This window comes from Streptomyces bikiniensis, from assembly GCF_000716625.1.
Lineage (GTDB): Bacteria > Actinomycetota > Actinomycetes > Streptomycetales > Streptomycetaceae > Streptomyces > Streptomyces bikiniensis.
In genome coordinates, this window is the sequence record NZ_JNXJ01000006.1 from 60,749 (window position 1) to 78,880 (window position 18,132).

The following is an 18,132-nucleotide window of genomic DNA, read 5'->3' on the forward strand; positions in this document are numbered from 1 at the left end:
GCGTCGGGCTCAGCCGCTCGCGCCCAGGGGCGGTGCCGGGCGGCCCGGGTAGTCGGGCGGCGGGTTGAGCCGCTGGCCGGGGAAGCCGCCCTTCTCGTACTTGAGCAGCTTCGCCGCCTTCTCGGGGTCGGTCTCGCCCTCCCCGTACGAGGGGCAGAGGTGGGTGATCGGGCAGGCGCCGCACGCGGGCTTGCGGGCGTGGCAGATGCGGCGGCCGTGGAAGATCACCCGGTGCGAGAGCATGGTCCACTCGCTCTTGGGGAAGATCGTGGCGACCTCGGCCTCGATCTTGACCGGGTCGTCGGACTCGGTCCACCTCCAGCGCCGGGCGAGGCGCATGAAGTGGGTGTCGACGGTGATGCCGGGGACCCCGAAGGCGTTCCCGAGGACGACGAAGGCGGTCTTGCGACCGACGCCGGGGAGTTTGACCAGGTCCTCCAGACGGCCGGGGACCTCGCCGCCGAAGTCGTCCCGGAGGGCGGCGGAGAGGCCCATGATCGACTTGGTCTTGGCGCGGAAGAAGCCGGTCGGCCGGATCAGCTCCTCGACCTCCTCGGGCACGGCGGCGGCGAGGTCCTCGGGCGTGGGGTACTTCGCGAAGAGGGCGGGGGTGGTCTGGTTGACCCGCAGGTCGGTGGTCTGGGCGGAGAGGACCGTGGCGACGAGCAGTTCGAAGGGGTTGCGGAAGTCCAGCTCCGGATGGGCGTACGGATAGACCTCGGCCAGCTCGCGGTTGATCCGGCGCGCCCGGCGCACCATCGCGAGCCGCGACTCGGGCTTGGCGGCGCGGCGCGTCTCCGTCTCGGCGGCGCGGCGCGGCGCGGGCCCGGCGGTCCGGGACGGCTCGGACGGGCCCGCACGGCGCGCCTCCGGCTTGGCGGTGCGGGTCGGTCGGGGGCCGGTCGCGCGTCCCGGCTCGGGCGCAGACTTCCGATTTGTCGCCTTCGCCCGTTTCGACGCACCGTGTTCGCCCACGGCGGAATTACTTTCGGCCGACACCTTTACAGCCCCCTTGGCCTGCGCTCTCACCGGCGAGTTGGACACGCGGCCAGCCTAGGGGCCGCCACCGACATCTGCCCCGGGCACGGCCGATCAGCCCCCGATCGGGCCCCTGACGTACGGAAGTGCGGCACGGTGCGTCAAACTTGTTGTGATTGATCGCACTGTTTTGTGCGTCCGGCATCATGGGATCCGGATCCCGTGAGCAGGTCGACAGTAGGAGAGAACTCGTGGACGACGTTCTGCGGCGCGCCCCGCTCTTCGCGGCGCTCGATGACGAGCAGGCTGCCGAGCTGCGCGCCTCGATGAGTGAGGCGACGCTCGCCCGTGGCGACGCGCTCTTCCACGAGGGCGACCCCGGCGACCGCCTGTACGTGGTCACCGAGGGCAAGGTGAAGCTGCACCGCACCTCCCCCGACGGCCGCGAGAACATGCTGGCCGTTCTCGGCCCCGGCGAGCTCATCGGCGAGCTGTCCCTCTTCGACCCGGGCCCGCGCACCGCCACCGCGACCGCGCTGACCGAGGTCAAGCTGCTCGGCCTGGGCCACGGCGACCTCCAGCCCTGGCTGAACGCGCGCCCCGAGGTGGCCACCGCGCTGCTGCGCGCGGTCGCCCGGCGCCTGCGCAAGACCAACGACCAGATGTCCGACCTGGTCTTCTCCGACGTGCCGGGCCGGGTCGCCCGCGCGCTCCTCGACCTGTCGCGCCGCTTCGGCGTGCAGTCGGAGGAGGGCATCCACGTCGTCCACGACCTCACCCAGGAGGAGCTGGCCCAGCTCGTCGGCGCCTCCCGCGAGACGGTCAACAAGGCGCTCGCGGACTTCGCCCAGCGCGGCTGGCTCCGCCTGGAGGCCCGCGCCGTGATCCTCCTCGACGTGGAGCGCCTCGCGAAGCGCTCGCGATAAGAGCACCGCACGCGTACGCGTGAAGCACGTGGAGAAGGCCGCCCCCGTGGACCCGGGGGCGGCCTTCTCCGTACGTACGCGCGTACTACCGGCCTTGCCGGCGGTGGATCAGCGCTTCGTGCCGTCCACGATCACCGGGGCGGAGCCGCCGTTCGCGCAGGGCACGGCGTAGACCGGGTTCGCCGCCGCGGCCTCCTTGAAGGCGTCGATGCACTGGTTCATCAGGACCTTGTCCGTCAGCGAGTCGTTGAGGATCTTGTTGGCGCGGGCGATGCCCTCCGCCTCGATCCGGCGCCGGTCGGACTCGGCCTTGGCGGTGCGGGCGGCCTCCAGGGCGCGCTCGGTCGCCTGCTGCTGCTGGATCTTGCGGTCGATCTGGTCCTGCAGCGCCTTGGACGGCTTCACGTTGCGCAGGTTGACCGTGGTCACGTCGATGCCGCGCGGGGCCAGGCGCTCCTTGACCAGGGCGGCGATCTCCGCGTTGATCTTCTCGCGGGCGGAGCTGTAGCCCTCCTCGCTGGTGTGGCGGGCGAAGACGTTGCGCACGATCTCCCGGCTGTCCGGGAAGACCAGCCGCTGCTGGATGGCGGCCTCGCTGCCGGCGAGCCGGTACAGCTCCACGGCCTTGGCCGGCGCGACCGCCCACTTCACGGTCACCTCGGCCTCCATCACCCCGCCCTGCGAGGAACGGACCTCGACCACGTCCTGGTCGGACAGGTTCAGGTCCACCGGGCGGGTGGAGAAGGAGGTGACCGTGGTGAACGGCGAGATCACGTTCACGCCGGGCGTCATGGGCGAACCCACCTTGCCGAAGGTCACCGGCACGCCGACCTCGTACGCGCCGACCACGTGGACGACGCTGGTGACGCCCGCGAGGAGGGCGGCGATCAGCGCGCCCAGCGCGCCGAGGCGGAGGCCGGAGCGGTCCATGGAGCGCCCCACCAGGTAGAGCACCACCGCCGCTATGAGCAGAAGAACGGCCAGGACGAACACGAGAAATCCCCCCGTGGGACGGTTGCCGGAACAACGGACGTAAAGGGACCGTAAGGCATGGCGCGCCCCCCGAGCCATGCCGCGTCCCGGCAGCCGCGCCCGGCCTCCGCTGCCGGGCCCGGACCCACACCGGAAGGCCGCCCCCGGCCCGGAGGCGCCGGTCAGATCAGCCCGCGCTCCCTCAGGTACTCCAGCTGCGCCCGTACCGACAGCTCGGCCGCCGGCCACAGGGAGCGGTCCACGTCCGCGTACACGTGGGCCACGACCTCGGGCGCCGTGCGAAGGCCGTTCTCGGCCGCCGTCTCGACCTGGGCGAGCCGGCTCGCCCGGTGTGCGAGGTAGAACTCCACGGCCCCCTGCGCGTCCTCCAGGACCGGCCCGTGGCCCGGCAGGACCGTGCGCACCCCGTCGTCGACGGTCAGCGAGCGCAGCCGCCGCAGCGAGTCCAGGTAGTCCCCGAGGCGCCCGTCCGGGTGCGCGACCATCGTCGTCCCGCGCCCCAGGATCGTGTCCCCGGTCAGGACCGCCCGGTCGGCGGGCAGGTGGAAGGAGAGCGAGTCCGAGGTGTGGCCGGGCGTCGGGACGATCCGCAGCTCCAGGCCGCCGACCGTCACCACGTCCCCCTCGCCGAGCCCCTCGTCGCCGAGCCGGAGCGCCGGGTCGAGGGCCCGCACGGGTGTCCGGGTCAGCTCGGCGAAGCGCCCGGCGCCCTCCGCGTGGTCCGGGTGGCCGTGGGTGAGCAGGGTGAGCGCGACCCGCTTGCCGAGCTTCCCGGCGGTGGCGACCACGTTCCGCAGGTGCCCCTCGTCGAGGGGACCGGGGTCGACGACGACGGCCAGGTCCGAACCGGGCTCGGAGAGCAGCCAGGTGTTGGTGCCGTCGAGGGTCATCGCGGACGGGTTGGGCGCCAGGACGTTCACGGCGCGCTCGGTCGCGGGCCCGCTGACCACGAGCCCGCGCGGCTGCCCGGGCAGGGCGGCGGCGTCGCTCATCGCGGACCCCCGGACGGAATGATCTTGGTGAATTCCTCGTGGCCCGGCCAGCTCAGGACCAGCTCCTCGCCCTCCAGGCGCGCCTGCGCGAGCACGGGGGCCAGGTCCCGCGCCTCCGCCGCCGCGAGGGCCTCGGCTGCCGTCCCGTACGGCTCCAGGGTGCGGAGGGTGGAGATCGTCGGCGGCATCATCAGGAGTTCGCCCCGGTCGTAGCCCGCGGCGGCCTCCGCCGGACGGATCCAGACCGTGCGGTCGGCCTCGGTGGAGGCGTTGCGGGTGCGCTGCCCGGCCGGGAGGGCGGCGACGAAGAACCAGGTGTCGTACCGGCGCTGCTCGAACTCGGGCGTGATCCAGCGGGCCCAGGCGCCGAGCAGGTCGGAGCGCAGGACGAGCCCGCGCCGGTCGAGGAAGTCCGCGAAGGACAGCTCGCGGGCGACGAGCGCCCGGCGGTCCCGCTCCCAGTCCTCGCCCGTGGTGTCCCCGACGACCCCGTCCTCGGTCTCCCCGGCGAGCAGGACGCCCGCCTCCTCGTACGTCTCGCGCACGGCGGCGCAGACCACGGCCTGGGCCTGCGCGGGGTCGTCGAGGCCGAGCCGGGCCGCCCAGGTCTCCAGGGACGGGCCCGCCCAGCGCACCGGGTGCTCGTCGCGCGGGTCGACACCGCCGCCGGGGTAGGCGTACGCGCCGCCCGCGAAGGCCATCGAGGTGCGGCGGCGCAGCATGTGGACGTCGGGTCCCGCGGCCCCGTCCCGCAGGAGCAGGACGGTGGCGGCGCGCCGGGGCACCACCGGGGTCAGCTCACCGGCGGCGAGGGCGCGGATGCGGTCGGGCCACTCGGGCGGGTACCACTGACCGTTCGACTGCTTCGACTGACCATTCGACATGGCCGGATGCTATGCGCAAGCGCGGGAATGCACGAGGGCGAGCCGCCGGGCGGAACTCCGCGCGACACACGTGAAGGCCGGCCGCCCGACGACGGGCGGCCGGCCTTCACGCGCGCGTACTCGCGCACTACAGCGGTCGGGCCGGGCGAGGATCGCGCGCCCGGCCTTCACGCGCGCGTACGCGCGGGTGGAGCGGCGGTCAGGCCTCGGTCAGCTCCACCTGGACCTCGACCTCGACCGGGGCGTCGAGCGGCAGCACGGCCACGCCGACGGCGCTGCGCGCGTGCACGCCCTTCTCGCCGAGGACGGCGCCGAGCAGCTCGCTGGCGCCGTTGATCACGCCCGGCTGCCCGGTGAAGTCGGCGGCGGAGGCGACGAAGCCGACGACCTTCACGACGCGCTTGACGCGGTCGAGGTCACCGGCGACCGACTTCACGGCCGCGAGGGCGTTGAGCGCGCACGTGGCGGCGAGCTGCTTGGCCTCCTCGGCGGTGACCTCGGCGCCGACCTTGCCGGTCACCGGGAGCTTGCCCGCCACGATCGGGAGCTGGCCCGAGGTGTAGACGTACACGCCCGACTGCACGGCCGGCTGGTAGGCGGCCAGCGGAGGGACGACCTCCGGCAGGGTCAGGCCCAGCTCGGCGAGCTTCGCCTCGACGGCCCCGCTCACGACTTGGGCCGCTTCAGGTAGGCCACGAGCTGCTCGGGGTTGTTCGGCCCGGGCACGACCTGGACGAGCTCCCAGCCGTCCTCGCCCCAGGTGTCCAGAATCTGCTTGGTCGCGTGCACCAGAAGCGGCACCGTGACGTACTCCCACTTGGTCATGGGCCCGACTGTATCCGCTGCCGGGGAGCGCTTCTCCGAGGCGGCCCCCCGGACCCCCGCCCGGCCCCCCCCGCTCCGGGCGGGTCCCCGCGGCGGCCCCTAGGGGGCGTCTCGGGGGCGGCCTCCTGATTGGGCGCGGCCGCCAGTGGTTAGGCTCGACAGCGTGAGCAGGCTCCAGGTCGTCAGCGGCAAGGGCGGAACCGGTAAGACGACGGTCGCCGCCGCCCTCGCGCTCGCCCTCGCGACGGAGGGGAAGCGGACCCTCCTCGTCGAGGTCGAAGGCAGGCAGGGCATCGCACAGCTCTTCGAGACGGAGGCGCTTCCGTACGAGGAGCGCAAGATCGCCGTCGCGCCCGGCGGCGGGGAGGTGTTCGCGCTGGCGATCGACGCCGAGCGCGCGCTCCTCGACTACCTCCAGATGTTCTACAGACTGGGCAGCGCGGGGCGGGCCCTGAAGAAGCTCGGCGCGATCGACTTCGCGACGACGATCGCGCCGGGCGTACGGGACGTGCTGCTGACCGGCAAGGCGTGCGAGGCGGTCCGGCGGCGGGAGAAGGACGGCCGCCCGACCTACGACCACGTGGTCATGGACGCGCCGCCCACCGGCCGCATCACCCGCTTCCTCAACGTCAACGACGAGGTGGCCGGCCTGGCCAGGATCGGCCCGATACACAACCAGGCGCAGGCCGTCATGCGGGTCCTCAAGTCCCCCGAGACGGCGGTCCACCTGGTGACCCTCCTGGAGGAGATGCCGGTCCAGGAGACGGCGGACGGCATCGCGGAGCTCCGCGCGGCCGAACTCCCGGTGGGACGGGTCGTGGTGAACATGGTCCGGCCGCACGTCCTCGACGCCGCGGCGGTACGGGCCGCCTCCGGCGACCACCGGGAGGCGATCGCGAGGACCCTGGCCTCCGTCGGCGTCACGGGCTCCGCGAAGCTGGTCGAACCGCTCCTCGACCAGGCGTCCGAGCACGCCCGGCGGGTGGAGCTGGAGCGGACGCAGCGCGCCGTCCTGGACGGCATCGGCGTCCCCGCGTACGAGCTTCCGTACCTGGGGGACGGGGGGGACGTCGCGGGGCTCTACCGGCTGGCGAAGGAACTGCGGAGGCAAGGGGTGGGCACGTGACGGAGAAGACTGCGACCGCCGCCGCGGGCGGGCCCGCCGACGGACTCGACACGGCTCCCGCCCAGGCCGCCGGCGGACACGGCACCGCCCCCGCCCAGACCGCCGCTGAGCGCGACACCGTCGCCGCCCAGGCCGCCGACGGACACAGCACCGCCCCCGCCCAGACCGCCGCTGAGCGCGACACCGCCCCCGCCCAGGCCCCCGCCGGGCTCGACGCCGCGCCCCTTCTGGAGCTGGACCCGCTGCTCGACGATCGGGGCACGCGCATCCTCGTGTGCTGCGGCGCCGGCGGGGTCGGCAAGACGACCACCGCGGCGGCCCTCGGCGTGCGGGCGGCGGAGCGCGGGCGGCGCGTCGTCGTCCTCACCATCGACCCGGCCCGCCGCCTCGCGCAGTCGATGGGCATCGACTCCCTCGACAACACCCCGCGCAAGGTGGAGGGCATCAAGGGCTCCGACGGCGGCGAGCTGCACGCGATGATGCTCGACATGAAGCGGACCTTCGACGAGATCGTCGAGGCGCACGCGGACCCCGCGCGGGCGCGGGCGATCCTGGAGAACCCCTTCTACCAGTCCCTGTCGGCCGGGTTCGCCGGTACGCAGGAGTACATGGCGATGGAGAAGCTGGGCCAGCTCCGGGCGCGCGACGAGTGGGACCTGATCGTCGTCGACACCCCGCCGTCCCGGTCCGCCCTGGACTTCCTGGACGCCCCGAAGCGGCTCGGGTCCTTCCTGGACGGGAAGTTCATCAAGCTGCTCATGGCCCCGGCGAAGGTGGGCGGCCGGGCCGGGATGAAGTTCCTGAACGTCGGCATGTCGATGATGACGGGGACGCTCGGGAAGCTGCTCGGGGGTCAGTTCCTCAAGGACGTGCAGACGTTCGTGGCGGCGATGGACACGATGTTCGGCGGTTTCAGGACCCGCGCCGACGCCACGTACAAGCTGCTCCAGGCCCCTGGCACGGCCTTCCTCGTGGTGGCCACGCCGGAGCGGGACGCGCTGCGCGAGGCCGCGTACTTCGTGGAGCGGCTGGCCGCCGAGGAGATGCCGCTGGCCGGGCTCGTCCTCAACCGGGTGCACGGCAGCGGGGCCGCCGGTCTCTCGACGGAGCGGGCGCGGGCCGCGGCGGAAAATCTTGACGAGGGTCGCATTGTGGATCAGGGGGACGGGAAGACTGGTCAGCGTGGCTCCCCGGCCACCGCCCCAGAGCCGTCCGATCTCGCCACCGCCGCCACGTCTGCCGTACCTGCCGCACCTGCCGCACCCGCCGGGTCCGAGGCTGCCCCCACAGCCGCGACCGACCCGGCCGCACAGCACCCCGCCGCACAGCACGCCGACGCACCCGATGACGAAGCGCACGACGCCGAAGCACATGACGTCGGATCACACGACGCCGTGGACGTACGGCATCTCACCGCGGGACTCCTCCGCCTGCATGCCGAGCGCATGCGGGTGCTCGCGCGGGAACAGCACACGCGGGACCGCTTCACCGCGCTCCACCCCGAGGTGGCGGTGGCGGAAGTGGCCGCCCTGCCCGGCGACGTGCACGACCTCGCCGGGCTGCGGGCCATCGGCGACCGGCTCACCGGCGGGCGAACGTCCCCGGCCTGAGCCGCCTCCGCCCTCTCCGGACCGTCCGGAGGGTTTCCGCGCGTCGGGGGCGCACGCCCCGGCGCGTCTAGCCGACCGCCGCGTACGCCTCGTACGTCGCGTCGTCGTCCATCGCTACGGGCAGCAGGCCCGCTCCCCGCTCGTACTCCGTGCGCGCGGTCTCCAGGAGCCGGCGCCACGAGGTGACGGTCGGTCTCCGGCGCAGCAGGGCGCGGCGCTCGCGCTCCGTCATGCCGCCCCACACGCCGAACTCCACGCGGTTGTCGAGGGCGTCGGCGAGGCACTCGGTCCGCACCGGGCATCCGGTGCACACCGCCTTCGCCCTGTTCTGCGCCGCTCCCTGCACGAAAAGTTCATCCGGATCGGTAGTGCGGCAGGCCGCCTGCGCACTCCAGTCAGCTACCCAGCCCATACCGGCGCCGTCCTCTCCCGAATCGAGGCTCCCCCACGGCGGCAGCGGCATATTCACCGCTGCCAGTTGGGACGTTACGGAAGGCGGGGACAGCGCAACACCCCCTTCGGGCCCAATCTTGAATGGCCCGAACGGACTATGCGTGCGCGTCAGATCACCCAGGGGAGTGATCGATGGACATGCGTGGAATAAAGGACATACCTCGCGGATATGCCCTTCCTCAGCGGTCTCACTTCGGACACCGCGTGACGCACGAGCCGGAATCGGACACGAGCTTCCCGTGTTTCGGGGTCACGGGAATTCATGCCGTCGTCACAACCGGGCCTTGTTGCCGGACCTCACTGCTGTGACAGTTGTGAGCAGCTTAGGCCAAGGCCTGGGCGCGTGTCCGGCGAATGGAAACCTGGGCCGCGCGCGTACCCGGATGTCACGGTCCGGTACCCGAACGCTCCGAGAGGCCCCCGCTCCCGCTGTTCGCTCATGTCTACGGATTAGGCTGCCCCCCATGGCAAAGAAGCGCTCGGGCGGTGGTCTGACCGGGACCCAGCAGGCCGCCAAATTCCTCGGTGTCAGTGTGCTCGCCGGAGCCGTGCTGGCAGGCATCGCCCTGCCCGCGGCCGGGGCACTCGGACTGGCCGCGAAGGGCACGGTCGAGGGGTTCGACGAGATCCCCTCCAACCTGAAGACCCCGCCGCTGAGTCAGCGCACCAAGATCCTCGACTCCGAGGGCGGCCTGATCGCCACGGTGTACTCGCGGGACCGGACGGTCGTCCCGCTCGACAAGATCTCCCCGTACATGCAGAAGGCGATCGTCGCGATCGAGGACGGGCGCTTCTACGAGCACGGGGCGGTCGACCTCAAGGGCGTGCTGCGCGCGATCAACCGCAACGCGCAGTCCGGCGGGGTCTCCGAGGGCGCGTCGACGCTCACCCAGCAGTACGTGAAGAACGTCTTCGTCGAGGAGGCCGGCGACGACCCCGAGAAGGTCGCGCAGGCCACCCAGCAGACCATCGGCCGCAAGGTCCGCGAGCTGAAGTTCGCGATCCAGGTCGAGGAGGAGCTGGGCAAGAAGAAGATCCTGGAGAACTACCTCAACATCACGTTCTTCGGGCAGCAGGCGTACGGCATCGAGGCCGCCTCGCAGCGGTACTTCTCCAAGCACGCCGCCGACCTGAACCTCGGCGAGGCGGCGATGCTGGCCGGACTCGTCCAGTCGCCCAGCCGCTACGACCCGGTCAACGACATCGAGGAAGCGACCAAGCGCCGCAACGTGGTCCTCCAGCGGATGGCCGACGTGAAGGACATCAGCCAGGCCGAGGCCGACGAGGCGAAGGCCGCCCCGCTGAAGCTGAAGGTCAAGGCCCCGAAGAACGGCTGCATCACCGCCGTCAGCGGTGCCGGCTTCTTCTGCGACTACGTCCGCAAGACGATCCTCACCGACCCGGTCTTCGGCAAGACGGCCGAGGAGCGCCAGAAGCTGTGGAACCTGGGCGGCCTCACCGTCAGGACCACGCTCAGCCCGCGCGCGCAGGCCGCCGCCAACGAGGCCGCCACCGCGAAGGTCGACAAGGACGACCCGGTCGCCGCCTCGGTGGTGCAGGTCCAGCCCGGCACCGGCAAGATCCTCTCGATGGGCCAGTCCCGCCCGTACGGTCTGGACCCGAAGAAGCACGAGACGACGCTCAACCTCGGCGTCGCCAACCGGATGGGCGGCAGCACCTACGGCTTCCAGGTCGGCTCGACCTTCAAGCCGTTCACCGCCGCCGCGGCCCTGGAGAAGGGCATCAGCCCCGCCCAGACCTACACCACGCCGTGGAAGATCGAGCTGGAGAACAGCTCCTTCCGCACCTGCAAGGGCTCCCCCACCGGCTACGACAAGTGGCCGCTGCAGAACGAGCTGGAGGAGGAGGCCGGCACCTGGGACATGACGAGCGCGCTCGGCAAGTCCATCAACACCTACTTCGCCCTCCTGGAGCAGCAGACGGGCCTCTGCGAGACCGTGCAGATGGCGCGGAAGCTGGGCTACGAGCGCGGTGACGGCGAGCCGGTCAAGGAGAACCCCTCGATCACCCTCGGCAGCGAGGTCAGCACCCCGCTGTCGATGGCGTCCGCCTACGCGGCCTTCGCCAACCGGGGCCTGTACTGCACCCCGGTCGCCATCGAGTCGGTCAAGGCCGCCAACGGCGACAAGCTCAACGTGCCGCAGACGAAGTGCACGCGGGCGATGAGCGACCGGACCGCCGACACCATCAACCAGATGCTGAAGGGCGTCGTCGAGGACGGCACCGGTACGAAGGCCGGTCTGAGCGACCGCGACAACGCGGGCAAGACCGGTACGACCAACGACCGCATGGACGCCTGGTTCGTCGGCTACACCCCGAACCTGTCCACCGCGGTCTGGGTGGGCGACGACGTCGGCGAGAAGGACACGTCGATGTTCAGGATCACCATCGGCGGTGAGTACTACCCCAAGGTCTGCGGCGGCTGCCTCCCCGGTCCGATCTGGAAGATCGCGATGACCGGCGCGCTGGACGCCGGCCAGACGCCGTCCTTCAACACCGTCTCCGTACCGCGGGCCGAGAAGCCCGAGGACAAGGAGGAGGGCGACCAGGGACCGAACAAGCCGGGGAAGCCGAACAAGCCCCGCGACGGCAAGCCCGGTGACCGCAGGCCGAACGTCCCCGGGATCACGCTCCCGCCGGGCATCTTCGACTGAGCCCGGCCCCACCGCGTACGAGAGAGGGCGCCCCCGCACGGCGGGGGCGCCCTCTCTCGTCGTCGTCTCCGCGGATCAGCCCGCGAGCAGCTTCTTCACGGCGGCGGCGACCCGGCCGCCCTCGGCCCGGCCGGCCACCTTCGGGTTCACGATCTTCATGACGGCGCCCATGGCGCGCGGCCCCTCGGCACCCGCGGCCCTCGCCTCCTCGACGGCCGCCGCGACGATCCCGTCGAGCTCCTCGTCGCCGAGCTGCTTCGGCAGGTACGCGTCGAGGACGAGGCCCTCGGCCCGCTCCCGCTCGGCCGACTCGGGGCGACCGCCCTGCTCGAAGGCGTCAGCGGCCTCGCGGCGCTTCTTCGCCTCCTTGGCGATCACCTTCTGCACCTCGTCGTCGGAGAGTTCGCGCTTGGTCGTGCCCGCGACCTCCTCCTTGGTGATCGCGGTGATGGTCAGCCGCAGGGTCGAGGAGCGCAGTTCGTCGCGCTCCCTGATCGCGGCGTTGAGGTCGTCCTGGAGCTTCGCCTTGAGCGTGGTCATGACCCAAGTGTGGCAGGTGCCGCACCCCGACCGCCCGCGCATTTCCCTCGCACGGGTCTGCGACGATAAGGGGATGCGCGCACGGTACGGGATCCCCCTGAAGATCACGGCAGGCCTCACGGTGACGGCCGCGGCCGGACTCGTCTACGCGGCGGGCTTCGAGGCCCGCTCCTTCCGGCTCCGCCGGGTGACGGTCCCGGTGCTCCCCCGGGGCATGGGCGACCTGCGGGTTCTCCAGGTCTCCGACATCCACATGGTGAGCGGGCAGCGCAAGAAGCGGGCCTGGCTCCAGACGCTCGCCGGGCTCCGCCCGGACTTCGTCGTCAACACCGGCGACAACCTCTCCGACCCCGAGGCGGTGCCGGAGCTGCTGGACGCGCTCGGGCCGCTGATGGAGTTCCCGGGCGTGTACGTCTTCGGCTCCAACGACTACTACGGCCCCAAGTTGCGCAACCCCGCCCGCTACCTCCTGGAGAAGGCGCAGGGCCGCCACGGCCTCAACGGCAACAAGCCGGCCGTCGGCGCGGTCCACAACCCCTGGGAGGGGATGCGGGACGCCTTCGACGCGGCGGGCTGGGTGGACCTGACCAACACCCGGGGCCGGCTGAAGCTGTCGGGGGCCGAGCTGGCGTTCACCGGCCTGGACGACCCGCACATCAAGCGGGACCGGTACGAGCGGGTGGCGGGCGGCCCGGACCCGGACGCCGACTTCACGGTGGGCGTGGTGCACGCCCCGTACCTGCGCTCCCTCGACGCCTTCACGGCGGACGGGTACGAGCTGGTCCTGGCCGGGCACACCCACGGCGGGCAGCTCCGCGTCCCCCTCTACGGGGCGCTCGTCACCAACTGCGACCTGGACACGGACCGGGCGCGGGGCCTCTCCACCCACACGGCCGGGGGCCACACGTCCTACCTGCACGTCTCGGCGGGCTGCGGCACCAACCGCTACACCCCGGTCCGCTTCGCCTGTCCCCCGGAGGCCACCCTCCTCACCCTGACGGCCCGCCCCTGACCCCGGGGCGGCGCCCCCCGAATACCGGATTTCGCCTCAGCGCGCGGGTGGGCTAAAGTAATCGATGTCGCCGCGACGTGAACACGCAGAGCAGCGACATCGGGGTGTAGCGCAGCTTGGCAGCGCGCTTCGTTCGGGACGAAGAGGTCGTGGGTTCAAATCCCGCCACCCCGACAGCCGAAACACCAGGTCAGGGGCCTGATCCGCGAGAGCGGGTCGGGCCCCTGAGTGGTTTCGGGGGGTGGTCCGGGTGTCCCTTGGGTGCGGATTCCGGCCCCCGCCCCTCGTCGAGCACGTGGAGCTCCAGGCCTTCGTAGCGGCTGACCAGTTGTACGGCTTCCACTCCTTCGAAAAGGAGGTCCGGACGTTCCGGGTTCGAGGAGTCCGGGGCGGAACGGAGCAGCAACTGCGAGTGGCCGATTCCGTAACGCCGGAGTCTGAACGTCCGTGCGGAGGCGAACACCACGGAGGGGCCGGCATCGTCACGTCCCGAAGGGGTGGTCGATCTTCCGTCCTCTCCCGTGCCGCGGCTTCCTCCTGGGAGCCCTAGATCACCGGCGGCCGTCCCAGCCGTGTCATGTGCAGGACCGTGGACCAGCGGATCGGGGTGCGGGGGCCCGCCGGGCGGCGGATGCCCTCGGCGAAGCCGGCGAACCAGGCGCCGAGGCCGGGGAGGGAGCGGGTGCGGGCCAGGGTGAGGAGGGTCCAGACGCCGAGGTAGACGGGGACCAGGAGGGCCGGGAGGTTGCGCTTGGCCAGCCAGACGCGGTTGCGGGCCGTCATGCGGTGGTAGACGGCGTGCCGGGCCGGGCTGGTCCTCGGGTGCCGGAGGAGGAGCTTCGGCTCGTAGACGACCTTCCAGCCCGCGTCCAGGGCCCGCCAGGCGAGGTCCGTCTCCTCGTGGGCGAAGAAGAAGTCCTCCGGCCAGCCGCCGATCGCGTCGAGCATCCGCATCGACAGGCCGTGGCCGCCGCCGAGGAAGGTCGTCACCTCGCCGCCGCGCAGGGGGTCCTTCGCCCCCAGGCGGGGCACGTGGCGGCGCTGGGTCTCGCCCGTCTCGTCCGCGATGCGGAACGAGACCACGCCGAGCGCCGGGTCCCCCTCGTACAGGTCCGCGAGGCGGCGGAAGACGTCACGGTCCACGAGGAGGCCGTCGTCGTCGAGGTCCACCACCACGTCCACGTCGCCGAAGGCGCGGAGCGTGTCGAGCGCGACGTTCCGGCCGCCCGTCACCCCCCGGTTCTCCGGGAGTTCGACCCCGGTCACGCCCTCGGGCAGCTCCGGGAGCGTGCCGGTGCCGTTGCCGACGACCACGATCCGGGCGGCCGGCTCGTCCTGGTCCGCCACGGCGGCGAGCAGCGCCCGCAGCTCGGCCGGGCGCGTGCCCATCGTCAGTACCGCCACACCCACGCGGGGTCGCGCCACGGTCCGCTCCGTTCCTCGCAGGCCAAAGGTCCTCGCGGGCCCGAAGGCCCCACGGGCCGCGATGCTAGCCGGACCGCGCCACCTTCCGTTCACCCGCACCACGAATGGCGTGCACCGGGAGGGCGTTCGGAGGGGGAGCGCGGCGAGGGACGCGTCCGCACGGCTCTACGCTGGTTCCCTTCCGTCAGGTTGATCGATCTTCGAAAGGGTGGTCTCCAGGTGCTGGTCGCGGACCGATATCGGCTTCACATGTGTATCGGCCGGGGCGGCATGGGCGAGGTGTGGCAGGCCACCGACGAGGTCCTCGGCCGGTCCGTGGCCGTGAAGCTGATGCTGGCGAACGCGGCCGACCCCTCCGCGGGCGACCGGTTCCGCCTGGAGGCCCAGACCGCCGCCCGGCTCAGCCACCCGCACGTGGTGGGCGTCTTCGACTTCGGCACGTGGGACGGGAAGCTGTTCCTCGTCATGGAGCTGGTCGAGGGCGACAGCCTCGCCGGAAACCCCTCCGACCCCCTGGTCCTGCCGCCCGAGCGGGTCGCCGTGGTCGCCGCCCACGCCGCCGCCGGCCTCGCGGCCGCGCACCGGCAGGGCGTGGTGCACCGCGACATCAAGCCGGGCAACCTGCTCGTGGACGCCGAAGGGACCGTGAAGCTGGCCGACTTCGGTATCGCCCGCTTCGTGGACGACCCCTCCGCCGCGCTCACGACGACCGGTCAGATCGTGGGCACCGGCCTCTACCTGGCGCCCGAGCGGGCCCTCGGGCAGCCCGCCTCGCCCGCCTCCGACGTGTACTCCCTGGGCTGCGTGCTCTACCAACTCCTCACCGGCAGACCCCCGTTCCGCGCGGACACCGCGACCGCCCTGCTCTACCAGCACATCGACACCCCGCCGGCGCCGCCCGCGCACCTCGGGGTGGCGCTGCCGCCCGAGTTCGAGTCGTACCTGCTCAGCCTGCTGGCGAAGCAGCCGGAGCAGCGCCCCCCGGCCCAGGCCATCGCCGACTGGTTCTCCTCCGGGGCCTGGCGCTCCCGCCCCCAGGCCCCGCACGCCCCGGGGCCGCGGCACCACGCCGGGCCCGCGCCCCTGCCCGCGCCCGCGCCCCTGCCCCGGCACGTGAACGCCCCCACCCCGCCGCCGATGACGGCCGTCCCCGGGACCGCCGCGCCCTCCTCCCGGCGGCGCGAGCGCCCGGCCGCCACCACCGGGCTCGCGGAGCTCTCCCGGCGCCGTCCGCGCAAGACGGCGGCCGTGGCCGGGGCCATCGCCTTCGTGGTCTTCATGGTGATCGGGATGGCCTGGCTCTCCTGAGGCCCCCGGTCGGCGGGCGCGCCCGCGGCCCGCTCAGTACGCCCTCGGTGCCATCACCAGCGGGTCCCCCCCCCGTCCGCCGGGACCAGCAGACAGCGCGGTACGCCGGGGCCCGCCGTCGCCCGTACGGTCACCGTCGTCGGCGGGTCGGTCGGAAGTCCGACCGGAAGGGCGACCTGGCGGTCGTGCCCGATCGTGACCCGGGCCGTCTCCTTGCCGTCGACCAGGACGTCGACGACCGCCGAGTGCCCCGTCTCCACGGTCACGGAGACCGAGTGCCCGAGGTGGTCGATGTGGAAGTGGTGCCGTCGTCTCATGGGTCACCTCCGTACCTCCCAGGGTAGGTACGGCCCGGCCCTCCCGCCCCTCCCTGCCCGGCCCTCCCCACCCCTCCCCGGCCCGGCGTGCGGGTGCCGGGACCCGGTGTTCAGATGGACCGGTACGGCGAGCGACGCCCGCGCGGAACGGAGCACCCTCCCATGGACGACACCCTCCCCCCGTTCGAGGACACGACCGACTTCGAGAACGCCGACCGGGGCTTCCTCGCCGCCCTCGTCCCCGGCACGGTCACGGACGACGGCGGGCGGACGGTCTGGGACGGCGACGCCTACCGGTTCCTGGAGGCGGACTGCCCCGACACCGCGCACCCCAGCCTCTGGCGGCAGGCGCGGCTCTGCGCCCGGCAGGGGCTCTACCAGGTCACCGAGGGCGTCTACCAGGTGCGGGGCCTCGACCTGTCGAACATGACGCTCGTCGAGGGCGAGCGCGGGGTCGTCGTCATCGACCCCCTGATCTCCACGGAGACCGCCGCCGCGGCCCTCGCCCTCTACCGCGAGCACCGCGGCGACCGCCCGGTCACCGGCCTGATCTACACCCACTCGCACGGCGACCACTTCGGCGGCGCCCGGGGCGTCCTGCCCCGCGGCACCGAGGAGGGCGTGCCCGTCCTCGCCCCGGCCGGCTTCCTGGAGCACGCCGTCAGCGAGAACGTGTACGCGGGCAACGCCATGACCCGCCGGGCGGTCTACATGTACGGGTCGAACCTGCCGAAGGCGCCGGACGCCCAGATCGGCGCCGGACTCGGTCCGACCGTGTCCACCGGCACCATCAGCCTGATCCCGCCGACCGTGGACGTCACGGAGACCGGGCAGGAGGAGACGGTCGACGGCCTGCGGATCGTCTTCCAGCTCACACCCGGCACCGAGGCCCCGGCCGAGATGAACTTCCTCTTCCCCGACCTCCGCGCCCTGTGCCTGGCCGAGAACGCCACGCACAACATGCACAACGTCCTGACCCTGCGCGGCGCGGTCGTCCGGGACGCCCGGATCTGGTCCGCGTACCTCGACGAGGCGATCGAGTACTTCCACGGGCGGTACGACGTCGCCTTCGCCTCCCACCACTGGCCGACCTGGGGCCACGACGAGGTGGTGCGGTTCCTGACCGAGCAGCGCGACCTCTACGCGTACCTGCACGACCAGACGCTGCGCCTGCTCAACGAGGGCCTGACCGCGCCGGAGATCGCCGAGACGATCGAACTGCCGCCCGCGCTCGCCCAAGCCTGGCACGCGCGCGGGTACTACGGCTCCCTGAACCACAACGCGAAGGCGGTCTACCAGCGCTACCTGGGCTGGTTCGACGGCAACGTGGCCCACCTCTGGGAGCACCCGCCGGTCGAACTCGCGAAGCGGTACGTGGCGGTGGCGGGCGGCCCCGCCGAAGCGCTCGCCAAGGCACGCGGGTACGTGGAGGAGGGCGACCTGCGGTTCGCCGCGACCCTCCTGAACCACCTGGTCTTCGCCACCGCACCGGAGGTCCCCGTCGGCGAGGAACGGCCCGCCAGCGCGGTCCACGAGGAGGCCAAGCAGACGCTCGCCGGGGTCTACGAACGGCTGGGGCACGGCTCCGAGAACGGCCCCTGGCGCAACTTCTACCTCACCTCGGCGCAGGAACTGCGCCAGGGGATCGGCGGCGAGGCGGTCGACACGACCAATCCCGAGATGGCGGCGGCCCTCACCGTCCCCATGCTGGTCGACTCGCTCGCCGTCGCGATCGACGGGCCGCGCGCCTGGGACGACGACCTGACCGTGGACCTGGTCCTGACGGACGACCCGGAGGGCGGGCGGCGGCGTCTCACCCTGCACAACGGCGCCCTCACCCACCGGGCGGTCACCGACCCCCGGACGCCCGCCGGGGCCACCCTGACCCTGTCCAGGCCGCAGCTCCTCGGCCTGCTCGCCGGGCGGGGGCCCGGGGAGCTCGGGGTCGGGGTGGAGGGCGACCCCGCCCTGTTCGCCCGCCTCCTCTCGTACGTGACGAAGCCCGATCCGCTGTTCCCGATCGTGACCCCGTAGGGGCCCTTTCCGGGGCCCCTGAAACCTCCGGGGG

At 72.5% G+C, this 18,132-nt stretch carries 17 protein-coding genes and 1 tRNA gene; 8 read left to right on the forward strand and 10 right to left on the reverse strand.

Annotated features, from left to right (window positions below; translation table 11 throughout):
- Positions 1 to 9: 9 nt before the first annotated feature.
- Entirely contained in the window at positions 10 to 999 is a 990-nt protein-coding gene (gene nth / locus OO47_RS05545; RefSeq protein WP_063831880.1) for an endonuclease III, read from the reverse strand.
- A gap of 230 nt (positions 1,000 to 1,229) precedes the next feature.
- Between nth and OO47_RS05550 the strand changes: the two genes are divergently transcribed.
- Positions 1,230 to 1,904: a Crp/Fnr family transcriptional regulator gene (locus OO47_RS05550; protein WP_015034542.1), complete on the forward strand. Its 675-nt coding sequence runs from the start codon at positions 1,230 to 1,232 to the stop codon at positions 1,902 to 1,904.
- Between the two features lie 108 nt (positions 1,905 to 2,012).
- Here the strand turns inward: OO47_RS05550 and OO47_RS05555 are convergent, their stop codons facing one another.
- The 5 genes from OO47_RS05555 to OO47_RS35970 form a co-directional block, all read right to left on the reverse strand.
- Positions 2,013 to 2,897 (reverse strand): prohibitin family protein, encoded by an 885-nt coding sequence (locus OO47_RS05555; protein ID WP_030206012.1) that lies wholly within the window; start codon positions 2,895 to 2,897, stop codon positions 2,013 to 2,015.
- Between the two features lie 161 nt (positions 2,898 to 3,058).
- Complete coding sequence (locus tag OO47_RS05560; protein WP_030206015.1) at positions 3,059 to 3,889, reverse strand: MBL fold metallo-hydrolase; 831 nt, start codon at positions 3,887 to 3,889, stop codon at positions 3,059 to 3,061.
- The gene (locus OO47_RS05565; RefSeq protein WP_030206017.1) at positions 3,886 to 4,773 is read right to left on the reverse strand and encodes an NUDIX hydrolase; all 888 of its coding nucleotides are present in this window, start codon (positions 4,771 to 4,773) and stop codon (positions 3,886 to 3,888) included. The genes OO47_RS05560 and OO47_RS05565 overlap by 4 nt, the downstream gene beginning before the upstream one ends.
- Positions 4,774 to 4,972: 199 nt before the next feature.
- A complete protein-coding gene (locus OO47_RS05570; RefSeq protein ID WP_030206020.1) occupies positions 4,973 to 5,443 on the reverse strand; it encodes a RidA family protein in 471 nt (156 codons plus the stop codon).
- Positions 5,440 to 5,598, reverse strand: a complete 159-nt coding sequence (locus tag OO47_RS35970; protein WP_106969341.1) for a DUF4177 domain-containing protein — start codon at positions 5,596 to 5,598, stop codon at positions 5,440 to 5,442. Before OO47_RS35970 ends, OO47_RS05570 begins: the two co-directional genes overlap by 4 nt.
- 163 nt (positions 5,599 to 5,761) lie before the next feature.
- Here OO47_RS35970 and OO47_RS05575 point away from each other — a divergent pair, with 163 nt between their 5' ends.
- Positions 5,762 to 6,724: an ArsA family ATPase gene (locus tag OO47_RS05575; RefSeq protein WP_030206023.1), complete on the forward strand. Its 963-nt coding sequence runs from the start codon at positions 5,762 to 5,764 to the stop codon at positions 6,722 to 6,724.
- 227 nt (positions 6,725 to 6,951) lie between these two features.
- Positions 6,952 to 8,334 carry an ArsA family ATPase gene (locus tag OO47_RS05580; protein ID WP_033208236.1) on the forward strand — a complete coding sequence of 461 codons (1,383 nt, stop codon included), beginning with the start codon at positions 6,952 to 6,954 and terminating at the stop codon, positions 8,332 to 8,334.
- Between the two features lie 67 nt (positions 8,335 to 8,401).
- Here OO47_RS05580 and OO47_RS05585 read toward each other — a convergent pair whose 3' ends face one another.
- Positions 8,402 to 8,746 (reverse strand): WhiB family transcriptional regulator, encoded by a 345-nt coding sequence (locus tag OO47_RS05585; protein WP_030206027.1) that lies wholly within the window; start codon positions 8,744 to 8,746, stop codon positions 8,402 to 8,404.
- Between the two features lie 505 nt (positions 8,747 to 9,251).
- On the opposite strand from OO47_RS05585, the gene OO47_RS05590 reads away from it, so the two are divergent.
- Complete coding sequence (locus tag OO47_RS05590) at positions 9,252 to 11,462, forward strand: transglycosylase domain-containing protein (RefSeq protein ID WP_051715203.1); 2,211 nt, start codon at positions 9,252 to 9,254, stop codon at positions 11,460 to 11,462.
- Between the two features lie 75 nt (positions 11,463 to 11,537).
- Here the strand turns inward: OO47_RS05590 and OO47_RS05595 are convergent, their stop codons facing one another.
- Positions 11,538 to 12,002 carry a GatB/YqeY domain-containing protein gene (locus OO47_RS05595; protein WP_030206032.1) on the reverse strand — a complete coding sequence of 155 codons (465 nt, stop codon included), beginning with the start codon at positions 12,000 to 12,002 and terminating at the stop codon, positions 11,538 to 11,540.
- Positions 12,003 to 12,075: 73 nt separating this feature from the next.
- On the opposite strand from OO47_RS05595, the gene OO47_RS05600 reads away from it, so the two are divergent.
- Positions 12,076 to 13,014: a metallophosphoesterase gene (locus OO47_RS05600; RefSeq protein ID WP_030206035.1), complete on the forward strand. Its 939-nt coding sequence runs from the start codon at positions 12,076 to 12,078 to the stop codon at positions 13,012 to 13,014.
- Between the two features lie 100 nt (positions 13,015 to 13,114).
- A tRNA-Pro gene (locus OO47_RS05605) sits at positions 13,115 to 13,188 on the forward strand.
- Positions 13,189 to 13,560: 372 nt separating this feature from the next.
- Here OO47_RS05605 and OO47_RS05610 read toward each other — a convergent pair.
- Positions 13,561 to 14,439 carry a glycosyltransferase family 2 protein gene (locus OO47_RS05610; RefSeq protein WP_030206038.1) on the reverse strand — a complete coding sequence of 293 codons (879 nt, stop codon included), beginning with the start codon at positions 14,437 to 14,439 and terminating at the stop codon, positions 13,561 to 13,563.
- Between the two features lie 219 nt (positions 14,440 to 14,658).
- Here OO47_RS05610 and OO47_RS05615 point away from each other — a divergent pair, with 219 nt between their 5' ends.
- Positions 14,659 to 15,747 (forward strand): serine/threonine-protein kinase, encoded by a 1,089-nt coding sequence (locus OO47_RS05615; RefSeq protein WP_199812272.1) that lies wholly within the window; start codon positions 14,659 to 14,661, stop codon positions 15,745 to 15,747.
- Positions 15,748 to 15,800: 53 nt separating this feature from the next.
- Here OO47_RS05615 and OO47_RS33255 read toward each other — a convergent pair whose 3' ends face one another.
- Complete coding sequence (locus tag OO47_RS33255; RefSeq protein ID WP_234323086.1) at positions 15,801 to 16,064, reverse strand: hypothetical protein; 264 nt, start codon at positions 16,062 to 16,064, stop codon at positions 15,801 to 15,803.
- A 162-nt stretch (positions 16,065 to 16,226) separates the two neighbouring features.
- Here OO47_RS33255 and OO47_RS05625 point away from each other — a divergent pair, with 162 nt between their 5' ends.
- Positions 16,227 to 18,098 carry an alkyl/aryl-sulfatase gene (locus tag OO47_RS05625; protein ID WP_030206045.1) on the forward strand — a complete coding sequence of 624 codons (1,872 nt, stop codon included), beginning with the start codon at positions 16,227 to 16,229 and terminating at the stop codon, positions 18,096 to 18,098.
- The last annotated feature ends 34 nt before the right edge of the window (positions 18,099 to 18,132 follow it).

Excerpts from the sequence above, each read along its gene's own strand:
- OO47_RS05560 (WP_030206015.1), bottom strand. The coding sequence starts at position 3,889 with ATGAGCGACGCCGCCGCCCTGCCCGGGCAGCCGCGCGGGCTCGTGGTC.
- OO47_RS05565 (WP_030206017.1), bottom strand. The coding sequence starts at position 4,773 with ATGTCGAATGGTCAGTCGAAGCAGTCGAACGGTCAGTGGTACCCGCCC.
- OO47_RS35970 (WP_106969341.1), bottom strand. The coding sequence starts at position 5,598 with ATGACCAAGTGGGAGTACGTCACGGTGCCGCTTCTGGTGCACGCGACC.
- OO47_RS05585 (WP_030206027.1), bottom strand. The coding sequence starts at position 8,746 with ATGGGCTGGGTAGCTGACTGGAGTGCGCAGGCGGCCTGCCGCACTACC.
- OO47_RS05590 (WP_051715203.1), top strand. The coding sequence starts at position 9,252 with ATGGCAAAGAAGCGCTCGGGCGGTGGTCTGACCGGGACCCAGCAGGCC.
- OO47_RS05595 (WP_030206032.1), bottom strand. The coding sequence starts at position 12,002 with ATGACCACGCTCAAGGCGAAGCTCCAGGACGACCTCAACGCCGCGATC.
- OO47_RS05600 (WP_030206035.1), top strand. The coding sequence starts at position 12,076 with ATGCGCGCACGGTACGGGATCCCCCTGAAGATCACGGCAGGCCTCACG.
- OO47_RS33255 (WP_234323086.1), bottom strand. The coding sequence starts at position 16,064 with ATGAGACGACGGCACCACTTCCACATCGACCACCTCGGGCACTCGGTC.
- OO47_RS05625 (WP_030206045.1), top strand. The coding sequence starts at position 16,227 with ATGGACGACACCCTCCCCCCGTTCGAGGACACGACCGACTTCGAGAAC.